The 23,407-nt window shown below is 40.9% G+C and carries 16 protein-coding genes and 1 tRNA gene; 16 read left to right on the top strand and 1 reads right to left on the bottom strand.

Annotation, left to right across the window (positions count from 1 at the left end):
- Positions 1-59 precede the first annotated feature (59 nt).
- The 12 genes from LI162_RS04840 to LI162_RS04895 all read left to right on the top strand — a co-directional run bounded on the left by LI162_RS04840 (position 60) and on the right by LI162_RS04895 (position 13,350).
- Entirely contained in the window at positions 60-344 is a 285-nt protein-coding gene (locus tag LI162_RS04840; RefSeq protein ID WP_015528756.1) for a co-chaperone GroES, read from the top strand.
- 33 nt (positions 345-377) lie between these two features.
- Entirely contained in the window at positions 378-2,003 is a 1,626-nt protein-coding gene (groL, locus tag LI162_RS04845) for a chaperonin GroEL (protein ID WP_015528757.1), read from the top strand.
- Between the two features lie 369 nt (positions 2,004-2,372).
- Entirely contained in the window at positions 2,373-3,827 is a 1,455-nt protein-coding gene (gene guaB, locus LI162_RS04850; RefSeq protein WP_155204755.1) for an IMP dehydrogenase, read from the top strand.
- A 303-nt stretch (positions 3,828-4,130) separates the two neighbouring features.
- Complete coding sequence (locus LI162_RS04855; RefSeq protein WP_227155878.1) at positions 4,131-4,814, top strand: peptidoglycan recognition protein family protein; 684 nt, start codon at positions 4,131-4,133, stop codon at positions 4,812-4,814.
- Between the two features lie 88 nt (positions 4,815-4,902).
- Positions 4,903-5,421 carry a YqeG family HAD IIIA-type phosphatase gene (locus LI162_RS04860; RefSeq protein WP_055144888.1) on the top strand — a complete coding sequence of 173 codons (519 nt, stop codon included), beginning with the start codon at positions 4,903-4,905 and terminating at the stop codon, positions 5,419-5,421.
- Between the two features lie 77 nt (positions 5,422-5,498).
- Positions 5,499-6,056, top strand: coding sequence for an elongation factor P (gene efp / locus LI162_RS04865; RefSeq protein WP_015528761.1), 558 nt, complete (start codon positions 5,499-5,501; stop codon positions 6,054-6,056).
- Positions 6,057-6,370: 314 nt separating this feature from the next.
- Complete coding sequence (locus LI162_RS04870) at positions 6,371-7,345, top strand: DUF5688 family protein (RefSeq protein WP_227155880.1); 975 nt, start codon at positions 6,371-6,373, stop codon at positions 7,343-7,345.
- Entirely contained in the window at positions 7,342-9,753 is a 2,412-nt protein-coding gene (locus LI162_RS04875; RefSeq protein ID WP_227155882.1) for a SpaA isopeptide-forming pilin-related protein, read from the top strand. Before LI162_RS04870 ends, LI162_RS04875 begins: the two co-directional genes overlap by 4 nt.
- A gap of 32 nt (positions 9,754-9,785) precedes the next feature.
- Entirely contained in the window at positions 9,786-11,651 is a 1,866-nt protein-coding gene (locus LI162_RS04880) for an isopeptide-forming domain-containing fimbrial protein (RefSeq protein ID WP_226900899.1), read from the top strand.
- On the top strand, positions 11,632-12,687 hold the full coding sequence (locus LI162_RS04885) for a class C sortase (protein ID WP_227155884.1): 1,056 nt from the start codon (positions 11,632-11,634) through the stop codon (positions 12,685-12,687). Before LI162_RS04880 ends, LI162_RS04885 begins: the two co-directional genes overlap by 20 nt.
- Entirely contained in the window at positions 12,623-13,168 is a 546-nt protein-coding gene (locus LI162_RS04890) for a hypothetical protein (RefSeq protein ID WP_227155886.1), read from the top strand. The genes LI162_RS04885 and LI162_RS04890 overlap by 65 nt, the downstream gene beginning before the upstream one ends.
- Before the next feature lie 110 nt (positions 13,169-13,278).
- Positions 13,279-13,350, top strand: a tRNA-Arg gene (locus LI162_RS04895).
- Positions 13,351-13,423: 73 nt separating this feature from the next.
- On the opposite strand, the gene LI162_RS04900 is transcribed toward LI162_RS04895, so the two are convergent.
- On the bottom strand, positions 13,424-14,329 hold the full coding sequence (locus LI162_RS04900) for a deoxyribonuclease IV (RefSeq protein ID WP_020436167.1): 906 nt from the start codon (positions 14,327-14,329) through the stop codon (positions 13,424-13,426).
- Positions 14,330-14,615: 286 nt separating this feature from the next.
- Between LI162_RS04900 and argS the strand changes: the two genes are divergently transcribed.
- The 4 genes from argS to gltB all read left to right on the top strand — a co-directional run bounded on the left by argS (position 14,616) and on the right by gltB (position 23,404).
- Entirely contained in the window at positions 14,616-16,379 is a 1,764-nt protein-coding gene (gene argS / locus LI162_RS04905) for an arginine--tRNA ligase (protein ID WP_227155888.1), read from the top strand.
- Positions 16,380-16,387: 8 nt separating this feature from the next.
- A complete protein-coding gene (locus LI162_RS04910) occupies positions 16,388-17,602 on the top strand; it encodes an alanyl-tRNA editing protein (protein WP_227155889.1) in 1,215 nt (404 codons plus the stop codon).
- A complete protein-coding gene (locus LI162_RS04915) occupies positions 17,592-18,497 on the top strand; it encodes a CPBP family intramembrane glutamic endopeptidase (protein WP_055144871.1) in 906 nt (301 codons plus the stop codon). The genes LI162_RS04910 and LI162_RS04915 overlap by 11 nt, the downstream gene beginning before the upstream one ends.
- 371 nt (positions 18,498-18,868) lie before the next feature.
- Positions 18,869-23,404 (top strand): glutamate synthase large subunit, encoded by a 4,536-nt coding sequence (gene gltB / locus LI162_RS04920; protein ID WP_227155891.1) that lies wholly within the window; start codon positions 18,869-18,871, stop codon positions 23,402-23,404.
- Positions 23,405-23,407: the final 3 nt, after the last annotated feature.

Below are 23,407 nucleotides of genomic sequence, written 5' to 3' on the forward strand. Positions count from 1 at the left end.
TATATTCATGGGTTAGCACTCAAGAGAAATGAGTGCTAATAAAGTAAGGAGGAATTACAATGAAATTAGTACCATTAGGTGACAAGATCGTTTTAAAACAGTTAGAAGCAGAAGAGACAACAAAGTCCGGAATCGTATTACCGGGACAGGCAAAAGAGAAACCACAGGAAGCAGAAGTAATCGCAGTCGGACCTGGCGGAGTTGTGGATGGAAAAGAAGTTGTAATGCAGGTTAAGGTTGGAGATAAAGTAATTTATTCCAAATATGCCGGAACAGATGTAGAGCTTGAAGGAGAGAAATACATCATTGTAAAGCAGAATGATATTCTTGCAATTGTAGAGTAATACCCAGACAAATATAAAGGAGATGCAGTTAAAATGGCAAAGGAAATCAAATACGGATCAGAAGCAAGAGCAGCACTTGAAAGAGGTGTGAATCAGTTAGCTGATACAGTTAAAGTAACATTAGGACCAAAAGGAAGAAACGTAGTACTTGATAAATCATTCGGTGCTCCGCTTATTACAAATGATGGTGTAACAATCGCGAAAGAGATTGAACTGGAAGATGGATTTGAGAACATGGGTGCACAGCTGATCAGAGAAGTTGCAGCTAAGACAAATGATGTTGCCGGAGATGGTACAACAACAGCTACAGTTCTTGCACAGGCAATGGTTCACGAAGGAATGAAGAACCTTGAGGCAGGAGCAAACCCGATCGTTCTGAGAAAAGGAATGAAGAAAGCTACAGATAAAGCAGTAGAAGCAATCCGTGAGATGAGCAGCAAAGTCAACGGAAAAGAGCAGATCGCAAGAGTTGCTGCAGTTTCTTCAGGAGATGATGAAGTTGGACAGATGGTTGCAGATGCAATGGAAAAAGTATCCAACGACGGAGTTATCACAATCGAAGAGTCTAAGACAATGCAGACAGAGCTTGACCTTGTAGAAGGTATGCAGTTTGACCGTGGATACATTTCCGCATATATGGCAACAGATATGGAGAAGATGGAAGCAGTTCTGGATGATCCATATATTCTGATCACAGATAAGAAGATTTCCAATATCCAGGAGATTCTTCCGGTTCTTGAGCAGATCGTTCAGTCTGGAGCAAGACTTCTTATTATCGCTGAAGATATCGAGGGTGAGGCACTCACAACTCTGATCGTGAATAAACTGCGTGGAACATTCAACGTTGTAGCAGTAAAAGCACCTGGATATGGTGACAGAAGAAAAGAGATGCTTCAGGATATCGCAATTCTGACAGGTGGACAGGTGATTTCTGAAGAACTCGGATTCGACCTTAAAGAAACTACAATGGATCAGCTTGGACGTGCAAAATCTGTTAAGGTTCAGAAAGAGAATACAGTTATCGTTGACGGATGTGGAGACAAGAACGCAATCGCAGATCGTGTTGGACAGATCAAGAAAGCAATCGAAGAGACAACATCTGATTTCGACAGAGAGAAACTTCAGGAGAGACTTGCAAAACTTGCAGGCGGAGTTGCTGTTATCCGTGTAGGTGCAGCTACAGAGACAGAGATGAAAGAAGCTAAACTTCGTATGGAAGATGCTCTGAATGCTACAAAAGCAGCAGTTGAAGAAGGAATCATCGGTGGTGGTGGATCCGCATACATCCATGTTTCTAAGAAGGTAAAAGAATTCGCAGAGACTCTTGAGGGAGATGAGAAGACAGGTGCCAAGATTATCCTGAAAGCACTGGAAGCTCCGCTGGCTCAGATCGCGAAGAATGCAGGACTTGAGGGAGCAGTTATTGTAAACAAAGTAAGAGAGTCTGAAGTAGGAACAGGATTCGATGCTTACAATGAGACATATGTAGATATGGTTGAGAAGGGAATCCTTGATCCGGCGAAGGTTACAAGAAGTGCTCTTCAGAACGCAACAAGTGTTGCTTCTACACTTCTTACAACAGAGTCTGTTGTATCTACAATTAAAGAGGATACACCGGCTATGCCAGCAGGCGGAGCAGGTGGAATGGGAATGATGTAATCTATCCATCAGGAAGATTTGCAGAATTTCTATAAGAATATAATAAAAGAGCTGTTACATAGAGATCTGTAGCAGCAGGAACAGAGGGTTCTATCACATTTTCGTAATGTCAGATAGAACCTTTTGTTTGTTCTAAAAAAGGCTCAGTTTGTCGCATAGATAATAAATAAAGGAGTACTTATAAGTAAAACTTAATAATAGAGGTTAAAATAAATCAATACAAATTATGAGCACATCAGGGAAAATACTCTTGACATCCTTCGGGAATTTCTGTAGTATATCAGTTAATAATTACAAAAGATTTTTAGATACATTAACTGCCATTTCAAAGCAGTTTCATGGGTTCTTAAGAAAGAGAGGTAAAGTATAATGGGTAAGATTATAGGGGAAGGTATTACATTTGATGATGTTCTTCTTGTACCGGCTTATTCAGAAGTAATTCCGAATCAGGTAGATCTGTCAACACATCTGACAAAGAAAATCGTATTGAATATTCCGATGATGAGTGCAGGAATGGATACTGTTACAGAACATAGAATGGCAATCGCTATGGCTCGCCAGGGTGGAATCGGAATCATCCATAAGAATATGTCTATTGAAGCACAGGCAGAGGAAGTTGATAAGGTGAAACGTTCTGAGAATGGTGTTATTACAGATCCTTTCTTTCTTTCACCGGAGCATACACTTGAAGATGCAAATGACCTGATGGCAAAATACCGTATTTCAGGTGTGCCGATTACAGAGGGACGTAAACTTGTCGGAATCATCACAAACCGTGACCTGAAGTTCGAGACAGATTTCTCTAAGAAAATCAAAGAATCCATGACTTCAGAAGGACTTGTTACAGCAAAAGAAGGAATTACATTAGAGGAAGCAAAAAGGATTCTTGCCAAAGCAAGAAAAGAGAAACTTCCGATCGTAGATGATGAGGGTAATCTGAAAGGACTTATCACGATCAAAGATATTGAGAAACAGATCAAGTACCCACTGTCAGCAAAGGATGAGCAGGGAAGACTTCTCTGTGGAGCAGCTGTTGGTATCACAGCAAACTGTCTGGAGCGTGTAGAAGCACTTGTGAAATCTCATGTAGATGTTGTTGTTATGGACTCAGCACATGGTCATTCAGCGAATGTTATCCGCACAGTGAAGATGGTTAAGGATGCATTCCCGGATCTTCAGGTGATCGCTGGAAATGTGGCTACAGGAGAGGCTACAAGAGCACTGATCGAAGCTGGTGTAGATGCAGTTAAAGTTGGTATCGGACCTGGATCTATCTGTACAACACGTATCGTTGCAGGTATTGGTGTACCTCAGGTTTCAGCTGTTATGGATTGTTACGAAGTTGCTAAAGAGTATGGTATTCCGATCATTGCAGATGGTGGTATCAAGTACTCAGGAGATATGACAAAGGCAATCGCAGCAGGTGCGAATGTATGTATGATGGGAAGCATCTTTGCAGGATGTGATGAAAGCCCGGGAACATTCGAACTGTACCAGGGAAGAAAATATAAAGTATATCGTGGAATGGGATCCATCGCAGCGATGGAGAACGGAAGTAAAGACCGTTATTTCCAGGAGAATGCAAAGAAACTTGTTCCGGAAGGAGTAGAAGGACGTGTAGCTTACAAGGGATCTGTAGAAGATACGGTATTCCAGCTCATGGGTGGACTTCGTTCAGGAATGGGATATTGCGGAACACACACAATCGAAGAACTCAAAGAGAACGGAAGATTTGTGAAGATCTCTGCGGCATCATTGAAAGAAAGTCATCCACATGACATTCATATTACAAAAGAAGCTCCGAACTACAGTGTAGACGAGTAATTGGGAAGTTTGCAGATTTTATGCAGACTGATAATTTGGAAGTACTGCGGATATTCCGCATTACCTGACGGGATGAAAAATCACATCCCTGATATAATAAAATAATATATAGGAACGCCTTGAGGAATTCCCGGAGGTTCAGTGAGAGCTGGATCTGCCGGGAATTTCTCTTTTATACGAATATAAAACAGTTAAGACAAAATTCATAAATGGTTAAGAAACATATGGTATAATAGCTGAAATAAGAAGATGTTTGTTTTAAACGATGGAAATGAGAGAATTAAAAATCAGGAGAAATACCGAATGAGTACGTCAAGACGAAATCAGCTGGCAGGGCGGAAAACATTGCCGAAGAATACACGAAGGAAGAAAAAGCGAGGCAGGAAAATGCTGCGGATCATAATGATCCCATTAATGATTTTACTGCTTTTTCTTCTTTTTAAATCCTGTATACAAAAGAAAAATCAATATGCTGATGTGGATGCTACGCAGCCGGAGATGGATGTACAGTTATTAGATGTAAATCCGTATTCCAGACCAGGGACAACAATTGACCATGTGAATGGGATTGTTGTCCATTACACAGCGAATCCGGGGAGTACAGCGCAGGATAACAGAGATTATTTTAATGGTCTCAAAGATAGCCATGAGACTTCGGCAAGCAGTAATTTTGTGATAGGATTGGAAGGAGAGATTATTCAGTGTATTCCGACCTGGGAGATGTCATATGCTTCAAATGACCGCAATGCGGATACGATTTCGATTGAATGTTGTCATCCGGATGAGAATGGAAAGTTTACTGATGCAACATACCGCTCACTTGTACAACTTACAGCATGGCTTTGTGCAAAATATGATCTGACAGCAGATCAGGTGATCCGTCACTATGATGTAACCGGAAAAATCTGTCCGAAATATTTTGTAGAGGATGAGGACGCATGGGTAGAATTCAGGAGAAATGTGCAGGATGCGTTGGAAAAACAGTAGACATCATTTCACTGAATTGTTATAATGAAATCAATTCTTGGGATCATAGAAGAATTGATTTCAAAGCTTACGGAGTTAGATGAAAATAATGTTTGAAAAATTTTTTCCAGATGAATATTTGGGATCGACTTATAAGATCCCTTTTGAAAAACTATATGAGCAAGGATACCGGGGGGTAATCTTTGATATTGATAATACATTAGTTCCTCACGGTGCACCGGCAGATGAACGTGCAAAGAGACTGTTTCAGAGACTGAGAGAGATTGGTTTTGAAAGCTGTCTGTTGTCCAACAATCAGAAAAAACGTGTAGAGATGTTTAATCAGGAGATCCAGACACATTATATTTATAATGCGCTGAAGCCTGCAAGAAAGAATTATCTTCATGCGATGGAGATCATGGGAACAGATCAGACGAACACGCTGTTTGTCGGCGATCAGCTTTTTACAGACGTATGGGGCGCAAAGAGGGTCGGAATACACAACATTTTAGTGCATCCGATCAATCCAAAAGAAGAGATTCAGATCGTTTTAAAGCGGTATTTAGAGAAGATTGTGCTTCATTTCTATAAGAAGAGCAAAAAAAGATTGAAAAAAGTCGCAAATTAGTATAGAATGGTAGAAGCAAAAAGTCTGTAACGAACAGTTACATTGTCTGAACGAAATGCAATTAAGGAGGATTATACATGGTTTCAGCAGGAGATTTTAAGAATGGTTTAACAATTGAGATTGAGGGAAATATTTTCCAGATTTTGGAATTCCAGCACGTTAAACCTGGTAAAGGTGCAGCGTTCGTAAGAACAAAACTGAAAAACATCATCAGTGGTGGTGTAGTAGAGAAGACATTCCGTCCGACAGAGAAGTTCGAGAATGCACACATTGAGAGAAAGGAAATGCAGTATCTGTATCAGGATGGAGATCTGTATAACTTCATGGATGTAGAGACATATGATCAGATCGCTCTCAACGCTGATGTAGTTGGAGACGCTCTGAAATTTGTAAAAGAGAATGAGAATGTTAAGATCTGTTCCCATAAGGGTAACGTATTCTCAGTTGAGCCGCCGCTGTTCGTAGAACTGGCAATCACAGAGACAGAACCGGGATTCAAGGGTGACACAGCTCAGGGAGCTACAAAGCCTGCAATCGTTGAGACAGGAGCTACTGTTATGGTACCGCTGTTTGTTGAGACAGGTGATGTTCTTAAGATCGATACACGTACAGGCGAGTATCTGTCAAGAGTTTAATTACGAATTTAGTACAGTTTAAGCTGTATTTCAAAAAGGAATCTGTATTATGCAGGTTCCTTTTTTCTTTGACAAAATCAGATGAAATTCTCTGTTTTCACTAAAAAAATCAATTCGGATTTATGCAAAATTCTGGCTTGCTTTTTAAGGAAGGCCTGTCTATAATAAAGAACACATAATATTTGTTCTAAATTTTAAGAAATTCTATTTGGAGAGATTCTGAACTCTCCGGGAAATTCTAACTCAATTGAAATAGTACATTTCGTACTGGTTTCTCATTTTAATTTTATGAACCGCAATCAGGAAGGAGAAGAGTGAATTATACAGAATTTGTAAATGCGGTAAAGGAAAAACTGACTCAGGAGTTAAATGGAGGTGTCAGGGTAAACGTCTATACGACGAAAAAAAATAATGCAACAGAGCGTACAGGACTAATCCTGGAGACGCCGGGTGTTAATATATCGCCGACAATCTATCTGGAAGAATTTTTTGAACTATATGAAAAAGGGAAACAGATGGATTGGATCATTGAAGATCTGGTGGGGCTATATGAAGAAATCCGACAGGAAAAATCATGGGATTATGAGAGAATGCTTTCTTTCGAAGGGGTAAAAGACAGAATCATCTTTCGACTGATCAACACAGAGAAAAACAAGGAATTACTTCTGGATGTTCCACATAGAGAATTTTTGGATCTGTCACTTGTGTTTGCAGTACTTGTAGAAGCGGACAATGATGGGACGGCAGTGATGCTGATCAAAGATCTACATATGAGACAATGGAAGGTGACAAAAGAACAGCTTTGGAATGTGGCAAAAGAAAATACAAAGCGTCTGCTTCCGGCAGAATGTTTCGGAATGAATTTTGCAGTGTATGAACTGCTCAGCAGATCAACTCCGGGGGAACATGATCGGGAGAATTTGTTAAGAAGAACCTGGCATATTCATGAAGAACTGGAACTTCCGGAAAAAGATAAAATGTATGTTTTGTCTAATAAACTGAAAAATTATGGGGCGGCCTGTATTGCATACCCTTATATTCTGGACATGCTTGCAGGAGTCTTAAAGGAAAATTTCTATGTTCTTCCAAGCAGTGTCCATGAAGTGATCATCGTACCGGAATCCTCTCAGATCCGTCAGTCAGAATTAGAAAGAATGGTGCGGGAAATCAATGAAACGCAGGTGCCTGAGGAAGAAATCTTAAGCAATCATGCTTATTTTTATTATGCACAGGAAGGGAAACTTCAGCTGGGGAAAGAGATGTGTATCGACAGGGAGGACAATGAATGAAAGGACGCGGAGAGATTATAACAATCCTCTGCATGTCAGTCTTTTTGATCTGTATTCTCTATGCAATGACATATGGAGGAATTGTCAAGGCCGAAGAACTTGAAAAACAGCCTGAAGAGGCCGGAGAAAAAACGGAGGTTGATATTGAAGAAGAACTGCGCTGGGCAGAAGAAGTAAAAAAAATCCTGAAAGATATCGGTGTGGGATTTTGCGATGAAACGGAGGGTAAACAGGAGGAAGACAAGGAAGAAACTTTTGATCAGACAGATGAAAAGAAGATACAAAGCATAGGCGTATATGCAGCGGCAAGGGCAGGAGAAACTGTTTATACAAAGGCGATCGAAAGGGGAATCGGTGCAATCTATGTAGTTGACTATAATGACCCAAACTGGCCTGTGCTACAACATTGGAATGAAGGAAGACTTGGTACGAAATCAGGAGAAAGTCTGTATTGCACCAATCCAACATTAAAGTTTCAGGAGGGCAACAAAACAGCAGTAGATGCTTCAAAACGTTATAACAAACAGACCATTCAGATGATTGCGGCAATGTTCTATTACTACGATAAGAATAAATGCAACGGTGTGAGTTCGAATTACGATTATCTCTTAAAACAATGCGCAGTATGGTGGATCATGAATGAAGTACATCACTGGTATGGAGATATGGTTCAGATAGAAACAGGAAATAATGTAGCCTGTGGGAATGGTCATTGGATTTCAGCACACAAATCTGAGTATTATCAAAAAGGGATTGCATGGGCGAAAGAGAATTATAAATATTTTCCGGATGCATATGGGGTTATTTATGAAGGCAATGGCCAGCCGCTCAGTAAATGGGGCGGAACATACCAGCCGACCGGAACAGGCAGATTAAAGAAGGTGTCAGCGAATACTTCTGTGACAGAAAAGAACAGTTGCTATTCTTTGGAGGGAGCAGAGTATGGTGTTTATAGCAGTCCTACTCTTTCGGGCGCATCAAGAGCAGGAACGTTTAGAACGGATGCGGCAGGAAATTCGTCATCAGTTGCGCTGAACGCAGGAACTTATTACGTAAAGGAACTAAAAGCTCCTAAAGGTTATGCACTTGTAGATGAAGTGAAAACGGTTACAGTAAAATCCGGGCAGGAAGCGACAGTGACATTTTCAGACCCGCCGCAGATGAATCCTGTGGAACTTTTGTTAAAGAAAACAGGTATGGAACAGGAATATGTTGATCCGTCGGGAACAGCAGCGTATCAAGGAGCACAGTTTTTAGTGAAATTCTATGCAGAACTTCTGGATCCGGGAAAAAATCCGGAAAAAGCAGGGAAAAAGCCAGTCAGAAGCTGGGTCTTTCAAACAGATGCAAAAGCAGTTTGCCGTTATCAGGAGAAGTATAAGGTAAAAGGTGATGCATTGTATAAAGCGACAGACGGAACAGAAGCACTTCCGCTGGGAACTGTAACAATTCAGGAGATAAAACCGCCAAAAGGGTATTTCCTGAATGAGGAAGTCTTTGTTTGCCAGATAAAACCAGAAGGTACGGGAGAAAAAATAAATGTATATCAGAACCCTACGATACCGGACAGGGTTTTTCAGATCCATTTGGTGAAAAAAGCAACAGAGACAGGACATCCTCTTTCGGGAGCGCAATTTAAGCATATCAGACCGGATGGAAGTGAAAAGATTCTCACAACGGATGAAAAAGGGACTCTGAAAGTAATGCCATTATCTCAGGGAACGCACAAATTAAAAGAAGTAAAAGCACCGGACGGGTATCGGACAAATAATAATGAACTGATTTTTCAAGTTGATGAGAGCGGGAAAACAGAATTTTTATCTGAGGTAAATACAGAAGAAGGAGAGGTTATTATCGAATATACAGAGGATGGAATTGCGGTAGTGACGATAGAAGATAAGCCGGCCTGTTACAAGATTGAGCTGAAAAAGGAAAATGAAAAAGGTGTTGCACTTGCAGGAGCTGAGTTTACTTTATATGAAGACCAGGCATGCCAGAAAGAAATTGACCGGGTGTTGACGGATGGGAATGGAATTGCAATGTTCGAAAATCTGGAAGTAAAGAAAAAATACTATATGAAAGAAACAAAAGCGCCGACAGGTTACAGAATTCCGAAAACATTAGATGATGCAGATATTGTATATGAAATCTGTCTGGAAAGTAATCCGGAAGAAGGGAAGTGTCTGTTGGTTGTGAATGGAAAAGAATACAGAAGCAAAGATACTGCAGACAGCAAGATAAGTATTGAAGGTTCAATTAAGGAGTGGAATGTGAAAATGAAGATCATAAATCAGACAGGAAAGAAGCTTCCAGATACTGGATCGGCAGGAAAACCTGTGTTACTTACAGGAATTTTAGCTGTAGGAATCATGGCAATGATTTACAGAAAAAAAGAGCAAAAAAGATAGTAGTAAAACGGTGAAAATGAGGAGATGACAAAATGAAAAAAAGAATGATGAAAATTTGTTATATGATGACTTTAGCTGCGGTACTCTGTACTTCTGGAACAACAGGTGTGAATGGAATCAAATCTGTATATGCAGCGGAAAATGAAGTACAGGAAAGATCAGCAACTACAAATGGGGTTTTAAATCTTAATAATGGACCGGCAAGTATTACGATCAAAGGAAATGACGGACAGAGCCTGAAAGGAAAAAGATTTCTGGTATATCAGTTGTTTCAGGCAGAAAATGCGAAAGGAATGGAATCCATTAATTACACATTTAATCCGGAATACAAGAAATTTGTTTGTTATATCGTGGGACAGCGGATTCATAAGGATGAGAGAAATGTAACAGAGTATGAGGTGATCGACTATATTCAGTCTTTGAATACGCATCAGACAGAAGGTGCGCAGACCGCTCAGGAAAAGGAAGGAGCATACAGTGAATATCGTGTTTTTGTAGAAGAATTAAGAACCCATCTACAGAGAAATGGAAAAACAGGTCAATCTGTTGAAGTGACAAGTACAAAAGCAGACAATTCATTTGAAATTAAGGGATTGCCGTATGGATATTATATTATTGATGAAGTGACAGAGGTAAAAGGAACGAATTCGGCAGCCTCTTTGTGTATGGTAAGTACAGCTAATCCGGAAATGAATCTCAACATAAAATCAGACTATCCGGTTGTGACAAAAAAGATCCGGGAAGATGATGATCAGGACAAAGTTGGAAATCAGGGATGGAATGATTTGGCTGATTTTGAAATCGGGCAGACTGTTCCGTATCGGTATGAGTCAAATATGCCTGATGTTAACGGATACAACACCTATTATTACGCATGGCATGATGTGATGAGTGAAGCACTTACTTTCAAAAAGGATTCTGTAGCCATCCGGATTTATGAAAGTTCAAATGCAAGAAATTATTATGAATTGAAAGAGGGTGAATTTGAAGTAAAGGAAGCTCCGGGAGGAGGAGATACGTTTCAGGTCATTGTTTCTGATATGAAAAAAATCATAGACAGAGAGTTTAATCGTAAAAATGAAGCAGGAGAAAATAAATATGGACAGAAAATAGTGCTTACCTATCAGGCAACATTGAATGAAAAGGCAGCGAAAAATACAGGACGTCCAGGATTTGAAAACGATGTTCGGCTGGAATTTTCAAATGATCCGGATTCAGCGGTGAGAGGAAGTACAGGATATACACCGTGGGATACAGTTGTTTGTTTCACTTATAAAATCAATGCATTGAAATCAAATAACCATGGACAAAGTCTGGAAAATGCCAGGTTCAGACTTTATTCTGACGCTGGATTAAAAAATGAAGTATATGTAAAACAGGGAGAAGGTGGGTACATTGTAATTAACCGGGACAGTCTTGGAGGAAACGACCATACAGGTGGAAAGCAGCCGGAAAATGCGGTGGAGATGAAATCCGGTCAGGATGGAACATTTGTGATCTATGGATTAGATAGTGGCACCTATTATCTGAAAGAAACAGAGGCACCGGCAGGATACCGTCTGCTGACAGAGCCGATTGTGGTAAATATAAAAGCAAGTTTTCCAAATGATAGAAACGCATATGTAAAAGGAGACGGAAAAACAGACAAAGGATTGAAAAAACTGGAGACATCTGCGCAGATCAAAGAATTTATTAACGGAAACTGGAAAGAATCAGAAGTCAGTCTGACAACAAATGAAGGCGAAGGATCTGCTAATCTGACAGTAATTAATACAGTTGGAAAAAAACTGCCGGTAACAGGTTCTTCAGCAGCTGTTATCTGTATTACAACCGGAAGTGTTCTTGTTCTTGCAGGAGCAATGAGAAGAAACAGAAAAAATGCAAAGGAAAAACAATAGATTACAGTCAGATCTTTTACTATGGATAGGAGTTCTTTTGTGTAGTATACCTCTTTTGACTGGCTGGTATAGTCAGAAGAAAACACAAAATGTGTTGGCAACATATGAACAGGTTGTAGAACAGACAACAGGAGATGAAATTGAACAATTAAGGAATCAGGCTGATGAATATAATAAAAAGCTTTGGGCAGAATCGAAAGGAGTCAGGGAACAAAGCGAGTCTGACCAGGTGGAAGAGTATGAAGGTTTGTTAAATGCCGAAAAAATACAGACAGGAATGATGTGTGTACTGGAAATTCCGTCAATAGATCTCAGGCTTCCGGTTTATCATGGAACCAGCGAGGCAGTACTTAAGGAAGGTGTAGGGCATTTGATGGACAGTAGTCTTCCGATAGGGGGAGAAAATACGCATTGTGTGATGACGGGACACCGTGGGCTTGCAAGTGCGAGACTTTTCACTCGTCTGGATGAATTAAAGGAAGGCGATGAGTTCTTTCTGGAAGTACTGGGAGAAAAACTCGCATATAAAGTAGAAGAAATAAATGTAATCTTACCAGAAGAGGTAGAAAGTCTGGAAATCAGACCGGGAGAAGATCTGGTTTCGCTTGTCACATGTACCCCATATGGAATTAATACCCATCGGTTAGTGATTACTGGAAAGCGGGTTGTGTATGAAGAGAAAAAAGAAGAGGAAATCAAAAAGAAACGTCCGTCTGTCAGAGAAATAATCTTCACAATGATTCCAATTCTCTTTTTGGTATATGTTGTGATTGAAAGAATAAAAAGAAAGCGAGAAAAAAGAAATTGTGAGGGAAAGAGAAAAAGAAACAGAAACCAGAAAAGGAAATGTAAGCACTACAGGAGAAAGAAACGTAAAAGAAAGAAAAGCAGGAGACAAAAAAGAAAGATGCAAAAGACGGCAAAATGGGAAAATCAAATGCGGAATTCTTCTTCTTTTGATATGTTTTCTGGTGGTAGCAGTAAAGAACCCGGCGTTTGCAGAAACAGAAACAGGAAATATAGAAATCTGTATTGAAGATACCAGAGAACAAATTAAGAGAGAAGGTGTTACATTCCAGTATTCCAAAGTGGCATCTCTTGTTGATGGTGCTTACGAGATGGAGAAAAGATATGAAGATAAAGGCGTGGATCTCAATGAGGTAAGGTATGCCAGAGAACAGGAAGAGCTGGCGCGGACTTTGAGTAAATATCATTATAGTGATGGATTGTGCAGGACGGATTGTGATGGAAAAGCAACCCTTACGAATCTGAGGGCAGGAGTTTATCTGATCTATGTTGAAGATGAATCAGAATACGAGGTTCAGCCGGTTCTTGTCCAGCTGCCAAAATGGGAAGAGGACAAAGGGGCAATGAACTGGAATGTCAGGGTATGTCCAAAACAAACGATAAGGGAAGAGGCTGCAAAGACCGGAGATTCACAACAGGCAGGTGCATGGGCAATGCTTTGTCTTGGGGCAGGGATATTAATTCTTCTGCTTGCAGTGAAAAAAGATTAACCGCAGAAAGTTAGAGGTTTATTTGCCACTTTACATTTATACAGAATTGTGCTAGGATAAAAAAGGTTGTTAGCTGTACGAAATTAAATTTTCCTACTAACAACCGAGATGCGTCTGTAGCTCAGTGGATAGAGCGATGCCCTCCGGAGGCATGTGCGGCGGTTCGACTCCGCTCAGACGCTATAGGATAAAAAAGTCCTGTTATTTCAGCGCATTCAGATGGCTGATAATAACAGGATTTTTTCATATAGTTTTTTATTCACAATCTGCAAGGATGTGGTCTTTCATTTCAGGATCAAACCGGTTGTTTCTTAGCATTTCAATCTCATACTTATAAGGGGCATAAGATTTCTTTGCTTTTGTTACAGAAGGAATATAAGGAGTCTCAAGGATCTTCGGTACAGATTCGAAATCCGGGTGATGGACAATTGTAGAAATTGCATCAAAACCGATTTCTCCAAAGCCAATATTTTCATGCCGGTCTTTCGCGGCTCCTGGAATATTTTTGCTGTCATTGATATGGAAGACGGCAATCTGATCTTTTCCAAGCAGACGGTCAAAAGACTCCATAACATCATCAAAATGATGGATGATATCATATCCGCTGTCGCTTGTATGACAAGTGTCAAAGCAGACTCTCAATTTATCATTCTGGACAACTCCATCATAAATCCGGGCAAGTTCTTCAAAATTCCGTCCGATTTCTGATCCCTTTCCGGCCATTGTTTCAAGGGCAATACAGCAGTCAGTCTCAGCAGTGAGAACTTCATTGAGTCCTTTGATGATCTGTGCAGTTCCGATTTCGACACCGGCACCTACATGAGCACCCGGATGAAGGATCAGAGTATGGCTTCTGCAGGCAATCGTGCGGTCGATTTCTTTTGCCAGAAATTCTACGGCAAGAGAGAACGTTTCTGGTTTTACTGAATTACCGAGGTTGATGATATAAGGTGCATGAACGACAATTTCATCAATTCCGTGTTCTTTCATATATTCCCATGCTGGTTCGATATTCAATTCACTGATTTCTTTTCGGCGGGTATTCTGTGGGGCTCCGGTATAAAACATAAATGTATTGGCACCGTAAGAAACGGCTTCTTTCGCAGAACCAAGAAGCATTTCTTTTCCACTCATGCCAACGTGTGAACCTAATTTTAACATTGTTGGGTATCCTTTCTGTCTGATGTTACATCATACAGGTAACAGTATGTGTAAAGTTTTGGTTACATTATAAGTATTCGATATTTTTATGTCAATCAGTTTTGCGACTGGTTTCATTATCTTTGCACTTAATCTCTGTTAATCTCTGTTTACAGTATGTTAATCTCCGTTTACAGTAACGCTTGCTGTTCTGTTGGATACATGATAGAATAAATAGTGGCTGTTTGTCTCCAGAAAAGTTGGGAGGCAGAAAAGACAAACGAAAAGTAAAGAGGAGTGTGAAACTTTGAAGACATTACTGGAAATGATCACAATAGAAATGAAAGAAGCGTTCAAAGCAGCAGGATATGATGAAGAGCTTGCAAGAGTTACGCTTTCCAACCGCCCGGATCTCTGTGAATATCAGTGTAATGGTGCAATGGCAGGTGCGAAGAAATATAAGAAGGCTCCAATCATGATTGCGAATGCAGTTGTGGAAGAACTTGCAGATAGCAAGTATTTTGCATCAGCAGAAGCGGTGAATCCGGGATTTATCAACCTGAAGCTGGCACCGGAAGTTGTTGCAGAGTATTTGAATGAGATGGCAGCAGATGAGAATCTTGGTGTTGAAAAAGAAAAGAATCCGAAAAAAGTTATTATTGATTACGGCGGACCGAACGTGGCAAAACCGTTGCATGTCGGACATCTTCGTTCTGCGATTATCGGAGAGAGTATTAAACGTATTATCCGTTTTAAAGGAAATGATGTAACAGGAGATATCCATCTGGGAGACTGGGGATATCAGATGGGTCTGATCATCACAGAGCTGAAAAAACGTAAACCGGAACTCCCGTATTTTGATGAGAGTTTTGAAGGAGAATATCCGGAAGAAGCACCATTTACGATCAGTGAACTGGAAGAGATTTATCCTACAGCAAGTGCTTATGCAAAAGAGCACGACGATTATAGAGAAGAAGCACTTCATGCAACTTATCTGTTACAGAATGGATATAAAGGATATCGTGCAATCTGGAAACATATCATGAATGTGTCTGTAACTGACTTGAAGAAGAACTACGAGCGACTGAGTGTAGATTTTGATCTCTGGAAAGGTGAAGCAGATGCCCAGGCATATATTCCGGATATGGTTGAGATGCTCAAGGAGAAAGGATTCGCACATTATGATGAGGGTGCGCTTGTAGTAGACGTTGCAGAAGAGACAGATAAGAAAGAGATTCCTCCGTGTATGATTCTGAAATCTGACGGAGCTGCGCTGTATGATACAACAGATCTTGCTACACTGGTAGAACGTGAGAAACTGTATGATCCGGATCAGGTGATCTATGTTGTTGATAAGCGTCAGGAACTGCATTTTGTGCAGGTATTCCGTTGTGCGAAGAAAACAGGAATTGTAAAACCGGAGACAGAACTTACATTCCTTGGATTTGGTACAATGAACGGAAAAGATGGTAAGCCGTTTAAGACAAGAGAAGGCGGTGTTATGCGTCTTGAGAATCTGATCCGTGAGATTGATGATGAGATGTATAAGAAGATCATGGACAACCGTACAGTAGAGGAAGAAGATGCAAGACGTACAGCAGAAGAAGTTGGACTTGCAGCGATCAAGTACGGAGATCTTTCTAACCAGGCTTCTAAGGATTATATCTTTGATGTTGACAGATTTACTTCCTTTGAGGGAAATACAGGACCGTATATTCTTTATACAATCGTTAGAATTAAGTCTATTCTCAAGAAATATGCTGAGAATGGTGGAGTTCTTGACGGAACGATCAGACCGGCTGAGAATGATGCAGAGAAGTCTCTGATGCTTCAGGTAGTGAAATTCAATGAAGTGATCGATAATGTATATAAAGAGACAGCTCCTCATAAGTTGTGTGCATATATCTATGATCTTGCGAACGACTTTAATAAGTTCTATCATGAGACAAAGATTCTTGCAGAAGAAGACGAAGAGAAGAAGAAAGGTTATCTTGCACTTCTTACACTTGCGAAGCAAGTGCTTGAGACTTGTATTGATCTTCTTGGATTTACAGCTCCGGAAAGGATGTAATACGAATTATGACAGAAAATGGATTGATGGATGGTACAAGAACAGAAAAACTGTTTTACAATGACAGCCATCTTTCAAAATTTACTGCAATGGTTCTGGAATGTGAGCCGTATGAGAAAAAGGAAGGATGCTATGCGGTAGAACTTGACCGTACAGCATTCTTTCCGGAAGGCGGCGGACAGTATGCAGATACAGGAAAACTGAAGGATGCGAAGGTATCTGATGTTCGGGAAAAGAATGGAAGAATTTTGCATATTACAGATCAGCCGTTTGAAGCAGGAGAGATTGTTGAAGGCGAGATCGACTGGGAGACCAGATTTATGAAGATGCAGCAGCACACCGGAGAGCATATTGTTTCCGGAATCGTGCATGCAAGATACGGTTTTAACAATGTCGGATTTCATCTTGGAACAGAAGATTGTACGATGGATTTTGATGGAGAGATATCAAAAGAAGCACTGCAGGAGATTGAACTTGAAGCAAATCGTGCAGTGTGGAAGAATCTGACAATAGAAGTGTCCTATCCATCCAAAGAAGAGCTGGAAGAACTGGATTACCGCAGTAAGATTGAGATTGAGGGACAGGTTCGTATCGTATCGGTTCCGGGATATGATATCTGTGCGTGCTGTGCGCCGCATGTTGAACGCACAGGAGAGATCGGTATGATCAAGCTTGTTAATATGCAGCGATACAAAGGCGGCGTTCGTGTGACAATGCTCTGTGGAAGCCGTGCACTTACAGATTATGAGAAGAAGCAGGAACAGAACAGGAAAATTTCAGCGTTGCTCTGTGCGAAAGAATATGATACAGCAGAGGCAGTGGGACACTTGAAAGAAGAGCTGGATTCTTTGAAACGGACACTGGTGGAGAAAGAACGCCAGCTTGTACACGTCTGGGCGCAGTCTGTTCCGGAAGAAGAAAAAACGGTCTGTATGTTTTCGGAGGATATCAGTGCGGATGCCATGCGTCAGTATGTGAATGAAGTGCTTGGAAAAGAAAGAATTCTTTGTGCTGTGTTTTATGGAAATGATGCAGCGGGATACCGTTATGTGATCGGAAGCAGAACCCAGGATCTTCGTGCATTTTCCAAAATGTTAAATGCTGCATTCGAAGGACGGGGAGGCGGAAAGCCGGAGATGGTTCAGGGAACTGTAAAAGGTGAAGCCGGAAAGATCAGAGAGTGGATTCAGAAGATAGCGGAGGAATTGTCTTATGAAAAATGATCCGAGACGCTCCTTCTGGAGAGCTGCCGGTCCTTTACTTGGATTCTGGGGAATCCAGCTGGTGATGGAATTTGTGATTGAGTTTATAATCATTCTTCCTTTTATGGGGGAAGCATCTTCCAGGATGACACAAAGTGGAGAAGTTCTTAATTATCAGGAAATGATGAATAAGTACTATGAAGTGTTAAGTCCTGCGTTTGATAAAATCATAGGAGGTCAGATTGCGATTGCAGGGATTGCTACAGCAGCAACGTTGTTTCTGACAGTTACATTGTTTGTTATCGATCGAAAGAAAGAGCAGATTGCAGGGATACAGCGGATGGGGGTTCAAAAGCCACTGAAGAATTACTGGTCACTTTTTGTGATGGGAGTGATCGGAAGTATTGGTGCTACATGTCTGTCCGCTATGGCACAGGCCGTTTTGGTTGATCCGGAGTATATCCAGACCGCACAGAATATGTATTCAGCAGATTTTGTGGTCCAGATTATTGTATTTGGATTTGTAATTCCGATTGCAGAGGAATTTATGTTCCGCGGAGTGCTCTATCAGAGGTACCGGGAGACCAGAGGATTTTATTATGCGGCAATCTGGTCAGCACTGTTTTTCTCAGTCACACATACCAACACGGTACAGATGATTTACACTTTCCTCCTAGGAATTCTTCTGTGCTATATTTATGAGAAATTTGGTTCAATGAAAGCTCCGATTATGCTTCACGTTGTTTTGAATCTGGGCTCTTTGATCTTTACAGATATCGGAGTATTTAAATGGCTTGCCAGAGAACCGTTTAAAATGGCAGTGGCAGTGATCATCAGCACATTTATCTGTGCAGCTTGTTTTGTGTGGATTCAGAGAAGCGGGGATCCGGTGAGTACTCAGAAAACAGAAGAATAGTGAAAAAATACGAATGAAATAAATTGTACTAATAAAAATACAATCTTAAATTGTGCGCGATGAGGTGCGAAACCTTGTCGCGCATTTTCTTTTTAATCCAGTATTTTATTAAATAAAATCAAAGAAAAACAGAAATCTTAATAATTAATATTATTTTTATAAGAAAATCAAAATAATCTGACTATTAAAAGAAAAATAATAAAAAATCAAATAATCAGACAATTTACAAGAGTTTCCCTATTTACAGCCTAGGTAAAAGGGTGTATATTCTAGAAAAAGTTTTACACGACGTGAGAAAGAAATGATTGAATGCGCCGGACAAAGAAGATTTTAAAGTAAACTTTAGATTACAGGAAGAAAGGATAGCGACTATGAGGAAAGAAATGGAAAGTCAGAATCGTGGTCTTTACCGCGAAAGTTTTGAACATGATAACTGTGGTATTGGTGCAATTGTCAATATCAAAGGCAAAAAGACACATAGTACAGTGGCAGGAGCCTTGAGTATTGTAGAACAACTTGAGCACAGAGCCGGAAAAGATGCAGAAGGAAAGACAGGAGATGGCGTGGGTATTCTGACACAGATTCCTCATGGATTTTTCAAAAAAGTCTGTCAGCCACTTGGGATCAAGCTGAAAGATGAAAGAGATTACGGTGTAGGTATGTTCTTTCTTCCGCAGGATGAATTAAAACGCAATCAGGCGAAAAAGATTTTCGAGGTTATTGTAAAAAAAGAAGGATTGAAGTTCTTGGGCTGGAGAGAAGTTCCGATTCATCCGGACATTCTTGGAAAGACAGCAGTAGATTGCATGCCATGTATTATGCAGGCATTTATTGAACGTCCTGCAAAATACGAGAAAGGAATCGACTTTGACCGTCGACTGTATGTAGTCAGAAGAATCTTCGAACAGAGCAGTGATGATACTTATGTTGTTTCACTTTCCAGCAGAACAATCGTTTACAAAGGAATGTTCCTTGTAGGACAGCTGAGACTTTTCTTTGAAGATCTGCAGGATGAAGAATTTATTTCTGCAATTGCAATGGTACATTCAAGATTCAGTACGAACACAGCACCGAGCTGGCAGAGAGCGCATCCGAACCGCTTTATGGTCCACAACGGAGAGATCAATACGATCCGTGGTAATGCAGATAAGATGCGTGCCCGTGAGGAAACGATGGAGGCAGGATGTCTGAAAGGCGAACTTCACAAAGTACTTCCAGCAATCAATACTTCAGGTTCTGACTCCGCAATGCTTGACAACGCATTAGAATTCATGGTGATGAGTGGAATGGATCTTCCGCTTGCAGTTATGATCTGTATTCCGGAACCATGGATCAACAATAAAGAGATGTCCCAGAACAAGAAAGATTTCTATCAGTATTATGCAACAATGATGGAGCCATGGGATGGACCGGCGTCAATCTTGTTCTCAGATGGAGATGTTATGGGAGCCGTACTTGACCGTAACGGACTTCGCCCTTCCAGATATTACATTACAGATGATGACAATCTGATTCTTTCTTCAGAGGTTGGAGTTCTGGATATTGATCCATCCAAGATCGTGATGAAAGAAAGACTTCATCCAGGCAAAATGCTTCTTGTTGATACTGTTGCAGGACGCGTGATCGATGATGAGGAATTAAAAGAAAAATATGCAAATCAGTTCCCATATGGAGAATGGCTGGACAGTAATTTGATTCAGCTGAAGGATTTGAAAATCCCGAATAAGGATGTGCCAAAGTATACTGCCGAAGAGTGTACACAGCTTCAGAAAGCATTTGGCTATTCTTATGAAGACGTGAAAACTTCTATTCTGACAATGGCAAAGAACGGTGCCGAAGGAACTGCAGCGATGGGAATGGATGCACCGATTTCAGTCCTTTCGCAGAAACGTCAGCCACTGTTCGGATATTTTAAACAGTTGTTTGCACAGGTAACAAACCCACCGATCGATGCAATCCGTGAGGAAGTTGTAACATCTACAACAATTTATGTCGGAACAGACGGTAACCTTCTGGAGCAGAAGGAAGAGAACTGTAAGATGCTCAGAGTCAATAACCCGATCCTGACCAATACAGATCTTCTGAAAATTAAAAATATGAAAGTGGATGGATTCAAAGTTGCAGAGATTCCGATCACTTATTATAAAAACACAAGTCTTGAGAAGGCAATCGAGTATCTGTTTATTGAAGTTGACCGTGTGATCCGTGAGGGTGCTAATATTTTGATTCTGACAGACCGTGAGGTAGACGAATATCACGTTGCAATCCCGTCACTTCTGGCAGTATCCGGACTGCAGCAGCATCTGGTACGTACAAAGAAGAGAACCTCAGTCGCGATGATTCTGGAAAGTGGAGAGCCTAGAGAGGTTCATCATTTTGCAACACTGCTTGGATATGGAGCATGTGCGATTAATCCATATCTTGCGCATGAGTCGATCCGTCAGCTGATTGAGTCTAATCTGCTTCACAAAGATTATTATGCAGCAGTAGATGATTATAACTCAGCAGTAATTCATGGAATTATTAAGATTGCATCCAAGATGGGAATTTCAACGATCCAGTCCTATCAGGGAGCAAAGATCTTCGAGGCAATTGGTCTCAAGACAGATTTTATTAACCGCTATTTTACAGATACAGTCAGCCGTGTTGGTGGTATCGGTATTGAAGAAATTGCAGAAGATTACACAGCATTCCATACAGAAGCATTTGATCCGCTTGGACTGCAGGTTGATACGACACTGGACAGTGTTGGAAAACATAAATATAAAAGTGGCGGAGAAGAACATCTCTATAATCCACAGACAATCCATATGCTTCAGCAGTCCACAAGACGTGGTGATTATGAAATGTTCAAGCAGTATACAGAGATGGTTGATGAGGAAGGCAAGAAGATCAATCTGAGAGGTCAGCTTGATTTCAATTTCCCGAAGAAGAGTGTACCGCTTGATGAAGTAGAAAGCGTAGATTCAATCGTAACAAGATTCAAGACAGGTGCGATGTCCTATGGATCTATTTCAAAAGAAGCACATGAGACAATGGCGATCGCCATGAATATGCTTCATGGTAAATCAAACTCCGGTGAAGGTGGAGAGGATATTGAACGTCTTGACACAAACAGATGCTCTGCAATCAAGCAGGTTGCTTCCGGCCGATTCGGAGTTACATCCAGATATCTGGTCAGTGCACAGGAAATCCAGATCAAGATGGCGCAGGGAGCAAAACCAGGAGAAGGAGGACATCTTCCGGGTGGAAAGGTATATCCATGGATCGCGAAGACTCGTCATTCAACACCTGGTGTGAGCCTAATCTCACCACCGCCACATCATGATATCTATTCGATTGAGGATCTTGCACAGCTGATCTATGACTGTAAAAATGCAAATAAAAATGCAAGAATTTCTGTGAAACTGGTATCAGAAGCAGGTGTAGGAACAGTCGCTGCTGGTGTTGCAAAAGCAGGAGCCGGAGTTATCCTGATCTCAGGATATGACGGAGGAACAGGAGCAGCACCGAGAAGCTCGATTCAGAATGCAGGACTTCCGTGGGAGCTTGGACTTGCAGAAACTCATCAGACATTGATTCAGAATGGTCTGCGTGAGCGTGTCCGTATTGAGACAGATGGTAAGCTCATGAGTGGCCGTGATGTTGCGATTGCAGCAATCCTTGGAGCAGAAGAGTTTGGATTTGCAACAGCTCCGCTTGTAACAATGGGATGTGTTATGATGCGCGTCTGCAACCTGGATACTTGTCCTGTTGGTGTTGCAACTCAGAATCCGGAGCTTAGAAAACGTTTCAGCGGAAAACCGGAATATGTTGTCAACTTTATGCGTTTTATTGCAGAAGAACTAAGAGAATATATGGCAAAACTTGGTGTCCGCACAGTGGATGAACTGGTAGGACGTACAGATCTTCTGAAAGTAAAAGACGTTCCGACATCAGAGCGTGCTGCAACACTGGATCTGTCACAGATTCTGTACAATCCATATGCGAAAGAGAAGAAAGGTGTTATCTTTAATCCAAAGAAAGTCTATGATTTTGAACTTAACAAGACATTGGATGAAAAAGTACTATTGAAACAGCTTCTTCCAGCCCTTGAAAGAGGAGAAAAGAGAGGACTTGAAGTAGATGTTACAAATACAGACCGTACTTTCGGAACAATTTTCGGATCTGAGATCACAAGAAGATATCCGGAAGGACTGGAAGAAGACAGCTATGTGATCCAGTGTAAAGGTGCAGGCGGTCAGAGCTTTGGAGCATTTATCCCAAGAGGACTGACACTGGAACTGACAGGAGACAGTAATGACTATTTTGGAAAAGGACTTTCCGGTGGAAAACTGGTTGTTTGCCAGCCGAAAGGTGTGAAATTCAAATCAGATGAGAATATTATCATCGGAAATGTTGCTCTTTACGGAGCTACAAGTGGTAAAGTATTTGTAGGAGGTGTTGCCGGAGAACGTTTTGCGGTAAGAAACTCTGGTGCACGCGCAGTTGTAGAAGGTGTCGGAGATCACGGATGTGAATATATGACAGGTGGATGTGTTGTTGTACTTGGACAGGTTGGAAAGAACTTTGCAGCCGGAATGAGCGGCGGTATTGCCTATGTGATCGATCTCGATAACAGCCTGTATCGTAAAGTAAATAAAGCAATGGTCAACATTGAGCGTGTCACAGATAAGTATGATGTACAGGAATTAAAAGGAATGATCCAGGAGCATGTTGCTTATACAAACTCTGAGGTAGGTAAGAAGATTCTTGATAATTTCAAAGAATATCTGCCAAAATTCAAGAAGATCATTCCGGAAGACTATGAGAGAATGATGTCCACGATCATCCAGATGGAAGAAAAAGGACTTAGTAGAGAAAAAGCAAAAATCGAAGCATTTAATATGATCAAGAACGGAAGATAGGAG

This window comes from Mediterraneibacter sp. 210702-DFI.3.120, from assembly GCF_020561005.1.
Lineage (GTDB): Bacteria > Bacillota > Clostridia > Lachnospirales > Lachnospiraceae > Mediterraneibacter > Mediterraneibacter faecis.

Coding starts and splice junctions, on each gene's coding strand:
- LI162_RS04840 (WP_015528756.1), top strand. CDS start 60: ATGAAATTAGTACCATTAGGTGACAAGATCGTTTTAAAACAGTTAGAA.
- groL (WP_015528757.1), top strand. CDS start 378: ATGGCAAAGGAAATCAAATACGGATCAGAAGCAAGAGCAGCACTTGAA.
- guaB (WP_155204755.1), top strand. CDS start 2,373: ATGGGTAAGATTATAGGGGAAGGTATTACATTTGATGATGTTCTTCTT.
- LI162_RS04855 (WP_227155878.1), top strand. CDS start 4,131: ATGAGTACGTCAAGACGAAATCAGCTGGCAGGGCGGAAAACATTGCCG.
- LI162_RS04860 (WP_055144888.1), top strand. CDS start 4,903: ATGTTTGAAAAATTTTTTCCAGATGAATATTTGGGATCGACTTATAAG.
- efp (WP_015528761.1), top strand. CDS start 5,499: ATGGTTTCAGCAGGAGATTTTAAGAATGGTTTAACAATTGAGATTGAG.
- LI162_RS04875 (WP_227155882.1), top strand. CDS start 7,342: ATGAAAGGACGCGGAGAGATTATAACAATCCTCTGCATGTCAGTCTTT.
- LI162_RS04880 (WP_226900899.1), top strand. CDS start 9,786: ATGAAAAAAAGAATGATGAAAATTTGTTATATGATGACTTTAGCTGCG.
- LI162_RS04885 (WP_227155884.1), top strand. CDS start 11,632: ATGCAAAGGAAAAACAATAGATTACAGTCAGATCTTTTACTATGGATA.
- LI162_RS04900 (WP_020436167.1), bottom strand. CDS start 14,329: ATGTTAAAATTAGGTTCACACGTTGGCATGAGTGGAAAAGAAATGCTT.
- LI162_RS04910 (WP_227155889.1), top strand. CDS start 16,388: ATGACAGAAAATGGATTGATGGATGGTACAAGAACAGAAAAACTGTTT.
- LI162_RS04915 (WP_055144871.1), top strand. CDS start 17,592: ATGAAAAATGATCCGAGACGCTCCTTCTGGAGAGCTGCCGGTCCTTTA.
- gltB (WP_227155891.1), top strand. CDS start 18,869: ATGAGGAAAGAAATGGAAAGTCAGAATCGTGGTCTTTACCGCGAAAGT.